The sequence below is a fragment of the Nostoc sp. DedQUE05 genome (assembly GCF_034530955.1).
GTDB lineage: Bacteria > Cyanobacteriota > Cyanobacteriia > Cyanobacteriales > Nostocaceae > Nostoc.
In genome coordinates this window covers 1-18,466 of sequence record NZ_JAVRCB010000012.1, presented here as the reverse complement: position 1 = coordinate 18,466, position 18,466 = coordinate 1, and the positions used below count along the sequence as shown (strand labels likewise).

Sequence of the window (18,466 nt, the reverse complement as noted above, 5' to 3'; positions counted from 1 at the left end):
CTGATTTTGACGATGAGTCAAGGTTTAACTGCCTCGGCAATCATTAGCAACTCAACAATGGTGGATTGAATACCTGATTATTAGACATCTTGCAAAAGTAACTTTTGCCTTGATGTTGGGCAAAGGTTAAAGGTTAAAGGGTAAGAGAAAATTCCATACCTTTACCCTTTACCCCCGCCCCTTATCCCCAGAGGGGGCCCCACCTTCCCCTTTTCCCTACAATGCCAAGAAGTCCATTATGCTTCTGCTGCGTGAAGTAGGCGAACATAAGTTCCGCCTTGCTGCCATAATTCCTCATGAGTGCCACGCTGGACGATTTTACCTTGCTCTAGCACAATAATTTCATGGCAATCGCGAATTGTGCTGAGGCGGTGGGCTACTACAATACACGAACAACCACGCTGTTGCAAGTTACGGTTAATAATCAACTCGGTTTCTGCATCTAAGGCGCTGGTTGCTTCATCCAGTACTAAGATTGTGGGATTTCTCACCAAAGCACGGGCAATTTCTAAACGCTGGCGTTGTCCACCACTAATATTCATACCGCCTTCAATCAACTCAAAGTCATATTTTCCAGGCATAGATGCGATCGCATCATGAATCGCTGCATCTTGGCAAGCCTGCACCAAATCGGCTTCTGGTATAGTTGAATCCCAAAGAGTGATATTTTCTCGCACAGTCCCCGCAAATAAAAAGATATCCTGTTCAACCATTGCCAACCAGTTAGCAAGGACAGAGCGTTTAATTTGCGATCGCTCTACACCATCAAAGCAGATTTCCCCATCCCAAGGTTGATAAAGCCCGCAAATTAATTTAGCAACTGTCGATTTACCAGAACCACTCCCCCCCACAAGCGCTATTCTTTGCCCTGGCTTGACAATCAAGCTCAAATTCTCAATCAACGGAGATTCCACACGACTGTACCCAAAAGTGACATTCCGTAACTCAACATTACCCTGTAATTGCCACATTGGGCATGGGGCATTGGGCATTGGGCATTGGGCATGGGGAAGACTTGCAATAAGTTCCCCTCTGCTCCTTTGCTCCTCGGTCACTGAGCGTAGCCGAAGTGCTGCTCCCTTGCCTGACTCGACTTCCAAATCAACGGGGTTTTGCAATACATCATCAAGGCGGTTTAAATCAGCTTCTAAAGTTTGGAGTGTACTGCCGAAGTTAACGAGGCTATTGACTGGCTCTAAGAAACTCAGTGTTAAACTTTGGTAGGCAACCAGCATCCCAATACTGAGATTGCCATTCATTACTTGTAAACCACCAACCAGCAAAATAGAAGCTGTAGTTAGGGCAGTCAAAATTGTGGGTAATGTGGTGAGAATTTGAGTTTGTAAGCCTAATTGTTGTTGAGCGTTGAGTGCTTTAGCGTAATAACCCGCAAACCGAGCAAATAAATCTGACTCCAGCCCCGAAGCTTTGATGGTTTCTATGGTTTGGATGCCGCTAATCGTTACTCCGCCCACTTTGCCATATTCCTGAGCTAGGCGCATATTTGTATCTACACGAGTTTGCGATAAAAATAAGAGGGCGAGAATGTTGATTAAAGCAAAACCAACTGCGATCGCACTCAGCAATTGGTCATACTGAATCATAATCAGCAAGTAAAATACCATCATCACCGCATCAATTACTGTAGTTGCCAAAGACCCTGAAAGTACTTCTGCCACCCGGTCATTCAGTTGCACCCGGCTACTAATTTCCCCAGCAAACCGTTGGTCATAAAACCCAATGGGCAATCGCAGGATATGCCAGAGAAAGTGTCCTGATGTGCTGACTGATAACTTAACCATCAATCTTCGCAGGTAGGTAAGCCGCAGTCTAGCAAGGAATGCCCGTAATAAAGTAGTTAAGAGCATTCCTAACAGCAAAGGTCGTAACCAATCTTGCCGATCTTGGATTAAAATTTCATCGATAAATACCTGAGAAAAGGCTGGCACAGCTAACCGAGGCAGTGTTAGCAATAACCCAGCTAGCAAGCAAAATAAGATAGTAACTCGTGAGTTTTGTAAGCGGCTACTTAAGGCTGAGAGAATGTGATTTTTTTTGCCTCCCTTCTGAAAATCCGCTCCTGGTTCCATTGTCAGCACAACACCCGTGTATGCGCGATCGAACTCTTCCCAACTTACTGTTCTGCGACCATTGGCAGGATCGTTGAGGTAGACGCGTTTTTTGCTATATCCTTCTACTACGAGAAAATGGTTAAAATTCCAAAAGGCAATGTAGGGAAGACGGGTAGTTTTTACGTTTTCCAGAGACAGTTTTAAACCTTTAGCATTGAGTCCATAGTTTTTAGCAGCTTTGATGATATTAAAAGCTTTACTCCCATCCCGCGAAACACCGCATTCTTCACGCAGTTTAGCCAGTGGCACAATCCGCCCGTAATAGCTCAGAATTATTCCCAAAGCAGCCGCACCACATTCGACCGCTTCCATTTGCAAAAGTGTAGAAGTGCGGACACGATTTGGTTTAAATTTTGGAATTGGGGATTGGGCATTGGGCATTGGTATTAGAACTTGAAAGTTGAGCTTCTGAGGGTGGAAGTTGAGCTTCTGAAGGTGGAAGTTGAGCTTCTGAGGGTGGAAGTTGAGCCTCTGAGGGTGGAAGTTGAGCCTCTGAGGGTGGAAGTTGAGCTTCTGAAGGTGGAAGTTGAGCTTCTGAAGGTGGAAGTTGAGCTTCTGAGGGTGGAAGTTGAGCTTCTGAGGGTGGAAGTTGAGCCTCTGAGGGTGAACCTTCAAGTTTTAACTCCTTATGTCCAATGTACCCAATGCCCAATGCCCCATGCCCAAATTAATGTGATGTGCAACTTATCCTTAGAACCCCTCTCCAAACCTCTCCCCCACAGGGAGAGAGGCTTTGACTCTTGCTCCCCTTCCCTTGTAGGGAAGGGGTTGGGGGTTAGGTCTGAAAGAAAGTTGCACACGGCGTAAATTAATAAATCCCAGTCCAAGAGCGCAGCATAGGAATAATATAAGAAATCGGTGCTTTTTCTCCAACTTTTACTTGAACTGATGTAGTTGTGCCAGAAGATATTTTTAAGGCTGGGCCATCAGAAGATGACCATTTGTAGCCACTTACTGATGTAGGGTTTTCTTGAAGTTGGACAAAAGCTTGCACCTTGCCTTCACCTTTACCTGCAAGACTGGCGGCAATTTCTTTGTTACCAACGATCGCTGTAATATCTTGTGTAGTTACCGGAAATGAAGAAATATCTGCAACGGTTCCGACAATGCCACCGTCGCGCTCGCGTTTGGCAAAGCTGGGAGTCACTTGTACAGGCATCCCAGGCTTGATTTGCTTACCATCTTTATTCGCAAAGTAAACAAGACTCATAAGTTTTGAATTTGGCTGTTCAGCCTCTATTGACCCCAAGCGACTACCCAGATTTATCATTTGTCCGGGGACAGCACTCAGTTCGAGAATGTGACCATTATATTTGCTAATAATTCTACTTTCTTGAGATAATTGCAGTTCTAATTGGGCAATTTGCTGCTTTACTTCCCGAATTTTATTGCTTTTATCAATTGATTGCTTTAAATCTTGTTCGCGTAGTTTAGTATTTTGAGTATTAATATCTTTAATTTTGGTTTTAATTTCGTCAATTTTATTAAGATTTTCCAGATATTCTCGTTGCGTAGTAGTTTCTTGGATTTCCAGATCCTTGAGTTGCACGTCAATATCTGACAATTCGCTTTGAGTGTTAAAATATTCCTGTTCAGCTTGCACCAACATATCTTGGCTGATGACATGCTGCTCAAAAAGCTGACGACGGTTATCAACGCGTCCTTTGAGAGTTTTGAGTAAGTAATTAATTTGTTGTTTGCGGGAATTAATGCTTTGACGTTTTTGAGCGATCGCTCTTTGAGTTTGATCGCGTAACTTGGGTGCATCTTGCTCTCGGCGCAGATTATTTTCTAAATCCAGTTTTTGCTGCCCAAGGGTGATAATTTGTTGTTCAATCAGCAGCTTTTGTAGCCTGTCAGTTTCTTGATTCTGGGTTTGCAGTTGTTGCAACTTTACTTGTTCTTGCTGTAGTTGCTGCTTTAGCGCCGATTGGTCGATAATACCCAGCACATCACCTTGTCTAATAATATCTCCCGCCTTTACCTTCAGAGTTAGTAACGGGCCAGAACTGGGCGCTTGAAATTCCACAACATGGTGCGGTTTAATCAAGATACCTTGACCTGTGACAGTCAGGGGAATTCTGCCGAACACACTCCAAACGCCAGCTACAGCAACCACAAAACTCAAAGTAGATAAAGTCAACCAAGCTTGAGGTTTGACAACTTGTATTGCTCGATCCAGTTGTTCTGGTGAAGATAAACGCTCTAAGGCTTCTTGGCGATATATGTGGCTGTGTTTTAGTTGCATTATTCTCCTCGTTTCTGAGAGCGCCCAGAGCTTCAAGTCTTCTAGACTTTTAAGATTAAAGTGCGATCGGGGAGAACTAGGGGAGAAATAGGGGAGGCGATCTTCTAATTATTTACCACAGACTTTCCAAATTAGTTGATCGTAGACATTCCCCTGAGTAAATGTCATTTCCTGATTTGGATATTGGGTAACTACATCAATACCTACATTTCCATAGAAACTTACTAATTTCCCTGTTAAATTCTCACAGCTAAGGTTTTGTATATCATATTGCAACATATTTGAAGACGCTCCTTCTAAGCAACACTCTAAAAGTTGAAGTTGTAAAAGTCCATCGAATTTTCTATGAAGACCAAACTATTGTTCTTTTGGCATAATCACAGAAATTAATTGATTACGATTTTTTCGATAAATCCTAAAATCACTATCAAATGTGAGCAATTCGTTTTCAGTTGCCAGTTCTGCCATCCTCACCAAACAGGCATCCGCTAACGACATTGGAACTGACTGATAACGTTGCATCAACTCGTCAACAGCAGCAGCTTCTTTAGAGAGCCGAAACGGAAGATGGATGATACCCTTTTGTACAAAATAAATTACTGCTGCTTCTCCTCCGTAAACATTCTGTAAGAGAAAACAAGCCTCCGTAACTACTGCTTCACAAGTTAACAAAGGTGGTTCAATCTGTCCGAACTGATTTGTCACCCATTTATGAAACTGCTCTCTCCGATTGACTAAAGCTACTAATGGGCCTGTATCTAGCAGTACCGCTTGCTTCATTCTGCTAATGGTCTTTTAAGGTACTCCTTGTTTGTCGAGAGATCCCCAGGGCCAGAATCCACGCAGCCAACTAAGTCTCCTGCTGCTTCTAAAGCAGACATTGGCGTGCCATCATGGTGCTTAAACTCCACTGTTGGTGATTTCAATTGCAGAAATTCTACAAAGTCAAGTACTTGCTGCTGTTGTTCCTTTGATAAGGTAAGAACCTTTTGGGCAATAATTTGCTCTAGACCAATTGCTCTCGTCACTAGTTTTTCCTCCAGTCCCATCACTTCAAGTCTAAATCTAACTGCCTTAGTCACACAGAAACCAGCAGAACGTTAAAATTTTGAGATGACTAGCTTTTGGGCTTTTATCACTAGCCAACAGCTTGAGAGGGCTAGTTCTGACCCTATTAGCGTAAACTAATAGGGTGTGGTCAAAAGCTGTTTTTGGGTATGAGCAACAAGCTCAATCCCATAACAATATTGAAGGCAAGTCATTGTTAGCCAAACGCAGCAATTGATAACCAATTCCAGATATACCAGGTAAAAAGCCAGGATTAAATACAGAATTGGGTAAGTTGGGGAACAGTTGATAAGCTCCAGTTCGCTTGGCTCTAGCCACAACATTTGTTGCATTCTGGTGAGCAATTTGATGCCAATCAGGACGGGAACAGATTTTTGCACCGACTAACAGCACTTCCGCGCGACCGAAATTGCCACAGCACAAGTGATCGATCGCTTGTAAGCCAAAATTCTGAGTAGTTTGGAGAGCAATTTCAATTTCTTGTTGAATTTCCGACGTTTCCACGATTCTCAAACTGCCTAAGCGTCCCAAACCAATCCCGGCTGCACCATGACACCACTTATTTGCAAAGTCAGGTTGTCCCGGTTGTCCCATTCTGCGGAAGTCGGGCCAGTTGGCGGTGGACTGGCAAAAGACGCTACGCTCATACTCGATTCCTGCTAAACCTGCTTCTAAGTACTTGCCCTCTGAGGTGGCGGCATAAAGTCTGAGCAAGGCGTAGGAGATGCCTGCGGCTCCATGAGAGAAGCCAGTTAAGGGCTTGTCCCAATAAGTATGCCAAGCTTTGGGCGAACCATTGTGGCTAACTTGATGCTTGAGTAAATGTTGTCCACAGGCGATCGCTTTTTCTAAAACGGTTGCTTCTCCTGTGGCTTGATGCAGCGACAATAAACCTAAAATTGCCCCAGCTGCTCCGCTCATAATATCCAAGTGTTCGTCAGCAGCAATTAGTTCTGGTGTCATCAAATCGGCTAATACTTGAGCGTCTTGCAACAGCGTTGCATCGTTGAGGAATTGACTAATTTTCACCAGGCTATAGATCATCGATCCTAAACCTGTTGCACCCCCAACGCCCATGAAACGAGCCATGCGTTCCCAAGTTTCGGGATCGATGGTGTGGATTTGGCGACGCAGAGATTGCACTGTTCTAAATGCTAGATCGCGGTAACGAGAATCACCAGTTACTTGACTCAGTGCAGCTAAAAACAAAGCAACTCCAGAGCGTCCGTCACAAAGAGAATTGTTTAATACTTGCAGTTGATATCGTTCGGCGCGAGGCACAAAGTCTAAGCCAATCCAGTTAACGCTGCCATCAGGGTCAGAAATGGCTCTAGTTTCCAGTTGAGTGGCGGTTTCTTTGGCTTCGGCAATCAATTGTTCTGAATTCAGCAACGGTAACGATTCGCCTTGCCATTGCCCACCTTGGCGGCTGAAGGTGGTTGCAATCTTGGCATCGAAGGAGCCTTGAATAATCGCTACTTGTCGAGCTAAGTCGGTTTCATCTAGAGATTGTAACTGGTTGAGCAGGTCTTGATAACTGGATTGCTTGAAGTAGTTGGGAATGGAAGAAGAACCGTTTAAACTCAGTTCATCAACCACGGCGCTAGCCGTGAAGAAGGGAATATCCAATTGTTCCATCGCTCGAAGTTCTGCGCTCAAAACAGGGAAGGCGTTCGGTCTATTTTGAGCAACTAGAAAAGCACGACTGAGAACATCGAGTTGAATGCTGTAATCTACACCGTGTTTGAGGTAATCGGGTGCTAAAGCTTTTTGGAGGATGATGCCGTAGATGCGGGTGTTGCGGAAAATGAAGCGCACCTGCTGATTTTGCATAGCAGATAGCAAACTTTGGCGTGAAAGTAAGAAATCTTTGTGCGCCATTAAAAAGCGATACATCTGCTCAAACCCAGTGGTGATTTGCTGCTGATAATCGTTTGGAGATAGAACAACTTCACCCAAGAACGGCACATTTTTCCCCATCGGCAAGGTTACAGACTCAGAGGACAGATGCATATTATCTGTATTAATGTTCTGCCAACGCGGCACTTTCCGGCGAGATAGTCGGGGATCTGTGCTGCCTAGCCCGCTAATATCATAAGCGACACTGCGATCGCCACTAAAGTCCCAACGCGGTAAAAGTCCGGTGCGGAGTACGGAATCCCAAAATTGTTGTGTGGCGGTTGTTTCTAAATCTTGGGTAAGGGGTGAGTCTTCAATGAGATTCGGTTCGTGGTGCAGCAGCGTTTCCATGTCAATCAGCACCAGATGTTCGCCACTGGCAATTAAGTTTTCGTAATGGCAATCTGTGGCTCTGAGGGCGTAAAGCACACACAACAACATCCCAGAACGCTGATAAAATCGTTTCGCAGCTGCTTCATCCACACAAGGCAACTGTTCAACATGTTTTACCCAACCGTAACCATTGCGCTCAAGTACTTGAATTATTTTAAAATCTAAAAGATTGCTGTGTTGATTGCACCAATCCAAAAATTGATTAAAGACAACCTCTAGTCCTAAATCTTTGGGTTTATAAACAAGTTTAAGTCCAGACTCAAAGGTGAGCAAAATCACTGTTCGTCCGCGTTTGTGTGGATCGGAAATGGATGTTTGAATTTCGGTAACTTTGTTTTGAGAAAATGGGGCAATTCTTTCATCAAAAGTTCGTTGAATATCTGTCCTATCTGCAACTAAACGTTCGAGAAATTCAGCAGTGAACTCAACCCAAAAATTGACTGCTGTTGCCACTAACCGACCGAGAACTGGATACTTCTGGAAGAACGTCAACAATCCATCTTCTAGGAGTTGATTAACGAACTTGGTGTAGTGAGTGTTATTGCTTTCTGTCTCCAACCCCAGCAAACCGAGCAAACTTTGACCAAAGGGACGCACCTGAGAAAATTCAAAATCTAATGTCTTAGTGCAAAGTCCTGCTAATCGTAGCAGTAGACCACGTTCTAAAGAACTGTAAGCATCGTGGGAAAGAATCGATAAGGGAAGACAATCTTGGATGAATTGACTGCCGCAGCGAGTTAGTAATTGCTGTCTGGCTACCAAAATAGCAGGCAAAAGGATATCTTCAAAGGCGATCGGATTTTGTGAATCGATTGGTAGAAATACTTCGGTTGCAGAATTGAATCCTGTTGCGGTTTGGATGATTTGCTGCAAGGTTTCTGCCCACTCAGGCAAAGGTCGATCGCCAAGCAACTCGATAGTTCCCAATCTGGAACTAACAGTATCGAGGTTTAGCCCTTCCCACTGTAAGCGTTTGTGTAACGTATCCAATTTACCTTCTGCTGCAACTTCGCACCAGCGATCGCGCCGACGGTTAATTTCTTGTTCGTTGACTCGATCGCCATTAATTGCAAATCTGCTTTCATCAAGCCGTTCCCAGATAAAGCTAGCATTGGTTGCGATCGCCCTTAATTCGTCTGATGTTTTCTGTGGGGATAAGCAAACAACTTGTTGAACCATAGCTGGATTTCTCATAGTGGGAAGTATTAATCGTTAAAAAGACAAAAAATTAGTTTCAAATTTATTAATTAGAAATATGAAAACAATAGACCTCTTGCAAAAGTTTCCTAACACTCCACCCCCAGCCCCTCCTCGCACGCAAGCAGGGAAGACTTTGACGTAAGTTAAAGACGGGGTGGGGTTCTTTTTTTGATTTCTGCAAGAAATCTAATGAAATTCCCTCTTTCCCTTGATTAAAAAAGCAAAGAGGGAATCTGTTATGCAGCATCTCTTTCTGCGTTGAACCTCAGTATCAAGTATGGAAGTTATCCAAATTAAAATATTGGAGATGTTGGATCTAAAAAGCTCTTTTAGAAAAACAACCTGACCTGTGGTGGTTACAATGCCAAAGAGAAACAGAAGCTACCGTTTTTAGCAGCAGCCTGCGTGTCCGCCACCACAGCTAGCTGTATGACATAGCTTGGCTGCACTATCAGCCATCATTCCACCACTAACACTAAGTAATTCTTCTTCACTCAGTTCGTTGGAATCCACAAATGTTAGTTCTGCCAACATTTGAGAAATGGTTTCAACTGTGAAGTTATAACCTTTTTCTGCACTCGCGATCGCTATCACTTTGATAGCTTCTGCTTGGTTAGCTGCTGCTTTTACTTGCTGTTGTAATTGTACGTTTTGCAGCAATTCTTTAATTTGGTGTAGCATAGGTTTGTTCTCCATTTTTATTGACTTATTTATACGGCAGAGATTGCGCGCTTGTTTGGGGCGGTGTTCTCTGCTTTTCTGATTTGAATTTAGAAAGAAATAGGGGAGAACTAGGGGAAATAGTTACGATTGCAGAAAAATTTTTCAGCACAGATTAATTCGGGAATGACATCGATATCCATCGAAATGCGCGATGTATTTCTGCTTTACAATTGATTGTCTAGAGTTTTACTGTAGATCCTCCCGTTTGGAGTCAATGAATGCATCCCTTGCTCTAGTAGTCTGGCAACCCAAAAATGCGCTTGTGGAGGTTGGGTAAAGGGTAAAGGGACTCATGGTAAGGGGTAAAAAACATGAGTCCCTTTACCCCTGCCCCTTATCCCCAGAGCAAGGCTGATTCATTCCCCAAAGAGCTTTAAAAATAAGGGTTATAGCGATTAAAAATTAGTTATTTTGTTACTGGCGTACCAATGAAACCAACTATTTTACTGATATTTCAGTGCTTAAATGTTCATCTTTTCGTCACGCTTACTTACAATTTTCTTGCTAACCATCTTGACAAATCCTGTTTGAAATGGAATGAATCAGGCCTGCTTGCCCACTGGCTTGTGGACAGCAACATGGCAGAAACCGCCATTGACAAAAAGGGCGATCGCGAATTTAGTGCGAGTACTTATAAATAAGCTACTAACTACAATAAGCCAGACTGCTTAATCCAGGAGTATTCACTAAGTCAGTATTGACTATCCAACCATTACCAGATAATTCTCCAGGGAAACTTCTGGAAAGGTCGATTTCTACCCAAATATAATTTTCAGATTTGTATGACTTAACTATATTACCTGTAACCAAGTTTACATACACAACTGTATTTGGCGAAAGTGTTGTAATAAAAGGTTCTCTTGTACTTGGTTGGCGACGTATAGTTTCCTGTCGTACAATTTGCCGACATACACTGCCAATAGTAGGTTTACTCGATATATTTTGAGCGTTGTTATTCGGCTGACAAAATTTTAGTACAGCAGTTTGAATAAACCCTGAAGTCGGAGCTTTAATTCTGACAAATCTATCTCCACTAACTGGTATATATGCTAAAGTAATCTTTGTTTTTGCCGACAATATTCTGATAGCATGGGATGATGTTGAAGGTTCTTTGAAAACTGGAGTACTTACTTTAGTTGCACGACAACTTGACTGTGCAGAATTAAAGGGAGCCTGTGTGATTTGAGCAAATACAGGTACACTCAGAGCAAACGTAGCAATATTTACTAGAGTAAAAATATACAAGAACTTCTGAAATTCCACGCTTTTTCCTCAACACCACTTACGAAAAACTGTACATTGAATTCGGAACTTATAAACTCTGATATTAAAAGAGCCTAACCAAATTATTTTTAACTATTAGAATATCATATAATGACTGATTACTACTAATTACCAACTACGCGCCATTCCTTAATTATGAATAAATCCAAGAATAGTGGAATAGTTGAACAGTTTGTGAATACAGTAATGGGGGTAAAACCTGGGAATAAACCACAGTCTCTAAACACATCAATAGCTACTACACAAGAACTAGATATCAAGGCAGTTTTAGTTTATACACTAGGGACTATCCTACAAATATTAGTTATGATTCTCGTGTTGTTGGGAATGGAAAAAGTAGTAATGTTCATTGATAATTCTTCTTTTCCCAGTTGGGTTAGCACTTTATTGACTGGATTATTTTTTGCACTATTAAGTATCCGTTCTCGAATTTTTTCTCTTTTAGATAATACCCGTTCTCGTCAGACCTATGACCAGGTAATCAGACCAAGATGGTCGCCTCCACCTTTAGCATTTCCCATAGTTTGGATGATAATTGCTGTTTTGCGGGTAATTTCTTCTGTATTGATTTGGCAGCAAATGAATCACCAGTTTTTAGTATTGCCTTTAATTTTGTTTGTGGTACATCTGGCTTTAGGGGATACTTGGAATACGATTTTTACTGTCGAACGGAGATTAGGTGCTGCTGTACCTGTAGTTATTTTAGGCCCTTGGTTATCTGCGGTAGTGGTGACAGCAATTTATTGGCAAACTAATCCTATAGCAGGAATGACTTTATCATTTTCTTGTGTGTGGTTAACTGTAGCTGCTGTCTTGGTATTTAGAATTTGGCAATTAAATGGCTCTGAGCCATTGTATCCTTTAAAACTAACACTTGTGGATCGATAAATCTGCAAAATTAACCTTGGATGAAAGATAGCAAAAATATTACTTGACTTTTGATTACCGCATTCAACATACATAAAAAACGGTAGATTAATTAACAATCTCCCGTTTTTTAAACTCTTTTAGTAAGTTAGTTTATAAACAAATTTTATCTAAATATTTTTTCTTAATCATACAAATGACAAGCATCGCCAAGTTCTAAATAGTGCCGAAAGTAACACCCTGTTGTTTGAGCCACTTTCGGTATGCTATGGAATAGCGATCGCTCGATAAATGTACTTCTGCTTGCAAATCTAAAGGTAAGCGTCGGGGTTGCTGGGACTCGACAATGGCGATATCTTGACTAGCAACTTGATTTTGAATATCTAGATACACTTCCACTTTTAATTCGCGGACACTGTTTACCATTAACCAATATTGCGCCACGCATTCATCTTCATCAACTGGCGTAATTGTATAGAAGATATTTAAACGACGATCTCCAGGGCCAAGTTTAAAGTATGCCACTAGCGGACGGAAAATGCGGTAATCGTAAGTGTTAAAAATCAGTGGTGCTGACAGAGGATTACCGGAATTAAAATCTAGTTCCCACAAACCACATTTGAAACTAATCCCATCTGGAAGAGACTCTAATTCATAGTGCGTCAACTCAGGACGACTGGCGTGAGCAAATAATCCCGAATGCAAAATTGGGAAGTGTGCCGGATCGATGAAATTTTCCAGTACCCGCAAAGGGCTAGAGTGATAGTAATAAGGGCCACAGAAAATCTTCTGATAGACCGGATCGTACCACTCAGAAAACGGAGCTATATCTTGTTTTGGTGTCCCTAAACAAACCCAGAGCAGATCGTAACGCTCTTGAATTTGGTAAGTTTTAACACAAGCTTGAGCAGGGGGCGATTGTTCGGGATTAGCCGGAACTAGTACACATTTTCCCTCGCTATTAAAGGCTAAACCGTGGTAAGGACAAACAAGAGTCTCTTTGTTAACATATCCTAGAGAAAGACGAGCGCCACGATGAGGGCAAAGGTCTTGCCAAGCTAAAACTTTGTCACCATTATGCCAAAGCACTAGATTTTCGCCTAATAAGCGCTTGTGCAGAACTGTTCCAGGTTGGAGGTCTTGCGATCGCGCTATTACATGCCAATCATTCAGCAAAATCTGGTCTTGCACCATGAGTATCGACACCCGTCAGGTCAAATACCTATATCTTAATCATCCTGTGGAAAAACTATCAAAGCACTTTTAGGATTTGTTAACAGATAAAGGTGCGATCTCTATGTATGCAAAAACTCAAAGCGGCGGGAAATTAAAGTTAATGCGTAAGTCCTAAAAGATATGCCAACCAAGAATTAGCTCGGAAAAACTGAGGCGATCGCACCTTGCAATTGCAGATTTGCAAATAGCAACATTTCTTTCCAGAAATCACGGTGAAAGAGGAAGTCGAACGGTAAATGTACTACCTAGCCCAGGTTGACTTTGAACGTGAATATTACCTTTGTGTGCTTGGGCGATCGCGATCGCTATGGCTAATCCCAATCCCGAACCGCCAGAGGTGCGAGAGCGTAGGCGCAGCCCGCCGTAGGCATCGCGATCTACTCGGTAGAAGCGATCGAAAATTCGCTGTTGATGTTCTGGGGCAATACCAATTCCTGTATCTTGAACTTTAATTATGGCGTAAAGCTCGCTTTTTTCCCAAAAAACTGTGACTTTTCCACCGCTAGATGTCGCTTGAATTGCATTGACAATTAAGTTAGAAATTAAACGATAAAGCTGATCTTCATTTCCCATCACATACAATTTTTCTGAGACTTGCACCTGCTTAGAGAGATTGACCTGAGTCTCTACGGCCAAAAATGCTAATTCCTCAATTAAATCGCTAATGATATCATTCAAACAGCAAGGCTGATATTCTCCTGTTAGTTGTTTTTGATCTATCTTCGTTAATAACAGCAAATCTCCAACTAATTGTGATAAGCGCCGATTTTGGCGTTTGAGTACATCTAAAATTCCACCATTGCCTTTTGGTTCTTGCTGTAACTTGATAGCAGCTTCAATAGTAGAATACATTGCTGCTAAAGGTGTGCGAAACTCATGGGCAGCATCAGCAGTAAATTGTTGCATTTGTTGGTAAGAAAGATATACAGGTTGCATTGCCCTTCCTGCCAACCACCAACTAGACAAACCAACGAAAATCATGGAAATTGGCAATCCCAATACCAAAGTTAATCTTAAATAAGTAAGATGTTGGTCTAAATCAGTGATGCTACGCGCTACTTGTAGATAACCCGAAACCTGGTTTTGAGTATACAAAGGTAAAGTGATTTCGCGGTATCGAGTGCCAGAGTAATCTGTTAATATCTGCCAATTATGTAATGTTGAGGCAATCGGTAACTTGTCAAATTCCATACCTCCACTGGCAAAAAGTTTTCCTGAGCGATCCAATAAACGGATATAGTAATTAACTGGATTTGCTGCTTCTGCGATCGATTTTTTAATGGATGTTGTTTTAGGCAAACAATTAGTCTGAGCCACACATAATTCTAAAGAAAATTCTTTAGCAAGGCGTTGTAATTGTCCGGGTTGTTGCCAAGCCGGTTCAATACTTTTTTGGAGTGCGTTTGCGACTGATTGCAATCCCTGGTCTATGGTTTCATAGTAGGTATGGGCAACCACACTATAAACTCCCAAACTAGATAGTCCTAAAATACCGCCCATGACAAGGGTATACCAAGCCGCAAGCCGCAACCGAGTTTGATGGAAAATGGGATTGCGTTCCATATTTTTAAACCCTTGCTGAAAGTATTGCTGTCAAGTTAGCAAAAATCAGCAGCATGAATAGATCCCCCGATATATTGGCTACGGTGTACACACAAACCCTGGATTTACCCCCCTTAGTCCCCCCTTATAAAGGGGGGAAATAAGAAATCTTGCTCCCTCCCCTTTACAAGGGGAGGGTTGGGGTGGGGTGATTCAAAGATTTCTGCAAGAGGTTTAATATTTAGGCGATAGCCCACACCATAAATAGTTTCAATTAAAGATTCGCTGTCTTCTTCTCCTAATTTGCGTCTCAATAAGCGAATTTGTGCTGCTACGACATTGCTAACTGGTTCTGCACCAATTTCCCAAAGTTGATTGATAATTTGGTCGCGGCTGATAATTTGGTTAGGATGCCTGATGAAATATTCCAATAATTGAAATTCCTTGGTAGTTAGTGAAAACACTTGCTTTTCTCCGTGAACATACTCACGAATAACTTGATGAGTGCTGTAATTGAGCGTCAGACAACCTACTTGTAAGCGTCGGGGTTGGACTTGAGGTGTCAGCGTTGCTCCGACGTAAGAGGCTCGCCGTTGTAATGCTCGCAATCTTGCCAACAGTTCTGCCATATCAAACGGTTTAACTAAATAATCATCCGCACCGCTATCTAGACCAATAATTTTTTCTTCCATCCGGTCTTTAGCTGTTAGCATTAATATCGGTAGAGTTAATTGGCGATCGCGCAACCATTTACACAATTCTATCCCCGATACTCCAGGCAGCATCCAATCAAAAATCGCCAGGGTATACTCAGTCCAGCCAGTTTCTAGATATTGCCATGCCTGATTACCATCTAGAAACCAGTCAACTATATATGCCTCATGGCTCAGGACTTGTTTGATGGCTGCACCTAAATCTGCTTCATCCTCAACTAATATAAGCCGCATAGTCAACCCATTGCTAAGAGGTTGTTTGAAAAATAGTTGGCTGTAATTTTAATTACATTATTACCCCCCTTAATCCCCCCTTGTAAAGGGGGGAAACAAGAAAAATCTGGTTCCCGGTGTACACACAAGTCGGAAATAGTAGTCTGTATTGGCATAATTGACGAGTCCATTCTTTGTAGAGACGGCGATTTATCGCGTCTCTCTAACGTGTCAGTTTTTTAGACGCGATAAATCGCGTCTCTACATGAGAGGTTTCTGGCTTATCCCAAGCGTATTGGGATAAAACTGGTGACTTGTGTGTACACCGTAGCCCCTTTACAAGGGGAGGGTTAGGGTGGGGTAAAGGATGTACTTTATTTAAATGCAAAATGCTGTATGCCATCATTATTAATCTAGAATAGGTTGCATCGCCTCTGGAGTTAGAAAAGTCTATTTACCAGAGGGAAGCGGTAGTTCGATATTTAATTTGTTCCCTATTTCCATAACATTGTTTGTAAAATCTGTCATACTTGCGATCGCGCCAGCGACTAGAGTAGCAGCAGTTAGTAAAGCGACTAAACGCTTTTTGAGTTTGGGTACATTGCGTTCTTTTTCTGGCTTTTGAATTTCTGCTTCTACATCATCAATATCAATGATGATGTCGTCGCGGATATCTGCTGGGAATTGGGCGGCAGTTTGGCGCAGGTTGCCGATCAGTTGCAGAATTTCGCTGATGTTTGCGCCGCTTGTTTGGTTGAAGTTAGAGGCTTGCTGAGTGGCGTTGTCTTTAACTTGGTTGGCAAAGTTGGCGATGTTTGCGCCTTGAAGGTTGTTTGTGTTTTCTGTCATGGGTTTAAAATCTCCTTGGTGATTGCTATTGTAAATGTTGACAATTGGAGAGCGATCGCTTTCTGGATCGCCTTTTTGTATTTTCTGACGCGATTCTCGTGATTCATAGCCATCTAGTAGTTGACGGATATTGATGTTTATTTTGAGTTTACCGATTGGATATTCAAGAACACCCATTGATTCAAGTCCGAGGAGTTCTTGGTAGTCGAGAGGCGGGTGGTTGGGATGGTTGGGGACGGGAACCCATTCGGTGATTTCGAGATTGGGAAGACTTTTGTGGATTTTTTGGAAGACATCGCGGAGAATGCCAAGAAATAAGCGGCGTGTTTCTTTATGTCCGCTAATGGTGATGAAGATTTTTTTGTCTTCGGGATCGGCTTTGATCCGAGCAATGTTGTAGATTTCGTTGTTTTCTTGATATTGCAGCATTACACCACTGCGCCAATAGATTTGCTTATAGATTTTTTCGTGGGTGATGACCATGAAGCGGGAAATGATGCTTTCGGGGAGAACTTTGTAATGGTATTGAAATTCCAGGGTTTCGCCGTGGAGTTCTGTTTCGTCTGGTTGGTCTTTAGGCAAAAGTCCCGGAATCAGAAATTGTGGTGGCTGACATTCTAGTGCAAAGCAAAGCTCAAATTCCTTCATCAGCCCGATTAGATAGCCGTGACGCTTGGTGGGATATCGCTCTGGATTGAGGATGCAGGTGAGATCGGCGGGGGTGAAAATGCCTTTGGTTTTAGTTTTGAGGTTTTCATCGCTCAAGAGCGTGTAAATGCCTTCTGTCACCCAGTTGGGTTTGAGGACGTTGGTATCTTTGAGGATGGGATGATCGCGGAAGTTGAGAACTAAGCCGAGTCGATGCAGCAAGTCGATGAGTTGCTCTTGGTTTTGTTCTTCGGGAATCTCTTTTTGGTGGCAGATGCCGATGTAGCGGTTGTAGCTGATGAAGTCTTCAGTCATGGATTCGAGTTGTTGTTTAACCTCAAACCATGTCAGGGGTAAAAGGTCGTAGACTTCTTTGAGGTTGGCGATTTGCTGCAAAATTGCGGTGCGAAGTTCATCAATGCCGATATTGTCTTGGCAAGAGGTTTCGATAATCGCTTGGATGTTAGGATATTTTTCGCGTAATGCTTTGCGGTTGATGTCGAGGGGTTGTTCGTCTTTTTTGTTGCCAACGATAATCACGGGGGACTCTCCGCCGAAGCTTTCGATTAGTTTCAGCCAATATTCGATGCGGTTTTCTTCTTCGCTGGTGCGACAATTACAAACGAGGAGATAGAGGCTGCGCTTAGTCAGAAAAAACTGATGGGTGGCATGATAAATTTCCTGTCCGCCAAAGTCCCAAACATTGAGGCGGATGTCTTTGCTATTGACCTGCACGTTCCAAGTTTCTACATTGAGTCCGTCGGTTCGGGGTTGATTTTTATCATATTCATTGCGGATTAGTCGCTTAATGAGGGATGTTTTGCCAACACTGCCTTGTCCGATGAGTAAGAGTTTGGCTTCGTTGAGTGGACGCACTTCACCGCTACGGAGTAATCGCAAGTAATTGAAAATGTTTTTAATTGAATTAACACCATAATAAGATCCTAAAATCTCTGGTGAAATAGGAAGCGGATTTCTTCCTAAATCTAGTATTTCCAATTTCGACAAACTTTCGATCGCCTCTGGAATCTGGGTTATTTGGTTGGAATTGAGGATAAGCTGCGTCAGATTGGTTAAATTCGCGATCGCTTCTGGAATCTGGGTTATTTGGTTGTAACTGAGGTCAAGCTGCGTCAGATTGGTTAAATTCGCGATCGCTTCTGGAATCTGGGTTATTTGGTTGTAACTGAGGTCAAGCTGCGTCAGATTGGTTAATTTAGCGATCGCTTCTGGAATCTGGGTTATTTGGTTGGAATTGAGGATAAGCTCCCTCAGATTGGTTAATTTAGCGATCGCTTCTGGAATCTGGGTTATTTGGTTGGAACGGAGGTCAAGGTTTGTCAGATTGATTAAATTCGCGATCGCCTCTGGAATCTGGGTTATTTGGTTGCCATCAAGGTCAAGGTTTGTCAGATTGATTAAATTCGCGATCGCCTCTGGAATCTGGGTTA

General features: G+C 42.5%; 14 protein-coding genes. 1 reads left to right on the top strand and 13 read right to left on the bottom strand.

Translation table 11 applies throughout. The features are described 5' to 3' along the window. Positions 1-236: 236 nt before the first annotated feature. From RMZ42_RS10775 to RMZ42_RS10735, 9 genes are all read right to left on the bottom strand, one after another. Positions 237-2,513 (bottom strand): NHLP family bacteriocin export ABC transporter peptidase/permease/ATPase subunit, encoded by a 2,277-nt coding sequence (locus RMZ42_RS10775; RefSeq protein WP_322671423.1) that lies wholly within the window; start codon positions 2,511-2,513, stop codon positions 237-239. Next, positions 2,479-2,784: a hypothetical protein gene (locus RMZ42_RS10770; RefSeq protein ID WP_322671422.1), complete on the bottom strand. Its 306-nt coding sequence runs from the start codon at positions 2,782-2,784 to the stop codon at positions 2,479-2,481. Before RMZ42_RS10770 ends, RMZ42_RS10775 begins: the two co-directional genes overlap by 35 nt. Before the next feature lie 156 nt (positions 2,785-2,940). Next, positions 2,941-4,380, bottom strand: a complete 1,440-nt coding sequence (locus RMZ42_RS10765; protein ID WP_322671421.1) for an NHLP bacteriocin system secretion protein — start codon at positions 4,378-4,380, stop codon at positions 2,941-2,943. Positions 4,381-4,488: 108 nt separating this feature from the next. Beyond that, positions 4,489-4,659: a hypothetical protein gene (locus RMZ42_RS10760; protein ID WP_322671420.1), complete on the bottom strand. Its 171-nt coding sequence runs from the start codon at positions 4,657-4,659 to the stop codon at positions 4,489-4,491. A 78-nt stretch (positions 4,660-4,737) separates the two neighbouring features. After that, a complete protein-coding gene (locus RMZ42_RS10755) occupies positions 4,738-5,160 on the bottom strand; it encodes a type II toxin-antitoxin system VapC family toxin (protein ID WP_322671419.1) in 423 nt (140 codons plus the stop codon). Then, positions 5,157-5,408, bottom strand: a complete 252-nt coding sequence (locus tag RMZ42_RS10750) for a hypothetical protein (protein WP_322671418.1) — start codon at positions 5,406-5,408, stop codon at positions 5,157-5,159. The genes RMZ42_RS10755 and RMZ42_RS10750 overlap by 4 nt, the downstream gene beginning before the upstream one ends. Before the next feature lie 202 nt (positions 5,409-5,610). After that, positions 5,611-8,919, bottom strand: a complete 3,309-nt coding sequence (locus RMZ42_RS10745; protein WP_322671417.1) for a type 2 lanthipeptide synthetase LanM family protein — start codon at positions 8,917-8,919, stop codon at positions 5,611-5,613. A gap of 411 nt (positions 8,920-9,330) precedes the next feature. Continuing rightward, positions 9,331-9,621, bottom strand: a complete 291-nt coding sequence (locus tag RMZ42_RS10740; RefSeq protein ID WP_322671416.1) for a Nif11-like leader peptide family RiPP precursor — start codon at positions 9,619-9,621, stop codon at positions 9,331-9,333. Positions 9,622-10,308: 687 nt separating this feature from the next. Further along, on the bottom strand, positions 10,309-10,926 hold the full coding sequence (locus RMZ42_RS10735) for a hypothetical protein (RefSeq protein WP_322671415.1): 618 nt from the start codon (positions 10,924-10,926) through the stop codon (positions 10,309-10,311). Positions 10,927-11,082: 156 nt separating this feature from the next. Between RMZ42_RS10735 and RMZ42_RS10730 the strand changes: the two genes are divergently transcribed. Further along, positions 11,083-11,835 carry a TspO/MBR family protein gene (locus RMZ42_RS10730; RefSeq protein ID WP_322671414.1) on the top strand — a complete coding sequence of 251 codons (753 nt, stop codon included), beginning with the start codon at positions 11,083-11,085 and terminating at the stop codon, positions 11,833-11,835. 195 nt (positions 11,836-12,030) lie between these two features. Here the strand turns inward: RMZ42_RS10730 and RMZ42_RS10725 are convergent, their stop codons facing one another. The 4 genes from RMZ42_RS10725 to RMZ42_RS10710 form a co-directional block, all read right to left on the bottom strand. Continuing rightward, the gene (locus RMZ42_RS10725) at positions 12,031-13,008 is read right to left on the bottom strand and encodes an aromatic ring-hydroxylating dioxygenase subunit alpha (RefSeq protein ID WP_322671413.1); all 978 of its coding nucleotides are present in this window, start codon (positions 13,006-13,008) and stop codon (positions 12,031-12,033) included. A gap of 249 nt (positions 13,009-13,257) precedes the next feature. Next, on the bottom strand, positions 13,258-14,613 hold the full coding sequence (gene rppB, locus RMZ42_RS10720; RefSeq protein WP_322671412.1) for a two-component system sensor histidine kinase RppB: 1,356 nt from the start codon (positions 14,611-14,613) through the stop codon (positions 13,258-13,260). Positions 14,614-14,726: 113 nt separating this feature from the next. Next, a complete protein-coding gene (rppA, locus tag RMZ42_RS10715; RefSeq protein ID WP_322671411.1) occupies positions 14,727-15,539 on the bottom strand; it encodes a two-component system response regulator RppA in 813 nt (270 codons plus the stop codon). A 429-nt stretch (positions 15,540-15,968) separates the two neighbouring features. After that, on the bottom strand, positions 15,969-18,466 hold a 2,498-nt coding region (locus RMZ42_RS10710), incomplete at its 5' end, for a COR domain-containing protein (RefSeq protein ID WP_322671410.1).

Coding starts and splice junctions, on each gene's coding strand:
- RMZ42_RS10775 (WP_322671423.1), bottom strand. CDS start 2,513: ATGCCCAATGCCCAATCCCCAATTCCAAAATTTAAACCAAATCGTGTC.
- RMZ42_RS10765 (WP_322671421.1), bottom strand. CDS start 4,380: ATGCAACTAAAACACAGCCACATATATCGCCAAGAAGCCTTAGAGCGT.
- RMZ42_RS10760 (WP_322671420.1), bottom strand. CDS start 4,659: ATGTTGCAATATGATATACAAAACCTTAGCTGTGAGAATTTAACAGGG.
- RMZ42_RS10755 (WP_322671419.1), bottom strand. CDS start 5,160: ATGAAGCAAGCGGTACTGCTAGATACAGGCCCATTAGTAGCTTTAGTC.
- RMZ42_RS10745 (WP_322671417.1), bottom strand. CDS start 8,919: ATGGTTCAACAAGTTGTTTGCTTATCCCCACAGAAAACATCAGACGAA.
- RMZ42_RS10740 (WP_322671416.1), bottom strand. CDS start 9,621: ATGCTACACCAAATTAAAGAATTGCTGCAAAACGTACAATTACAACAG.
- RMZ42_RS10730 (WP_322671414.1), top strand. CDS start 11,083: ATGAATAAATCCAAGAATAGTGGAATAGTTGAACAGTTTGTGAATACA.
- RMZ42_RS10725 (WP_322671413.1), bottom strand. CDS start 13,008: ATGGTGCAAGACCAGATTTTGCTGAATGATTGGCATGTAATAGCGCGA.
- rppB (WP_322671412.1), bottom strand. CDS start 14,613: ATGGAACGCAATCCCATTTTCCATCAAACTCGGTTGCGGCTTGCGGCT.
- rppA (WP_322671411.1), bottom strand. CDS start 15,539: ATGCGGCTTATATTAGTTGAGGATGAAGCAGATTTAGGTGCAGCCATC.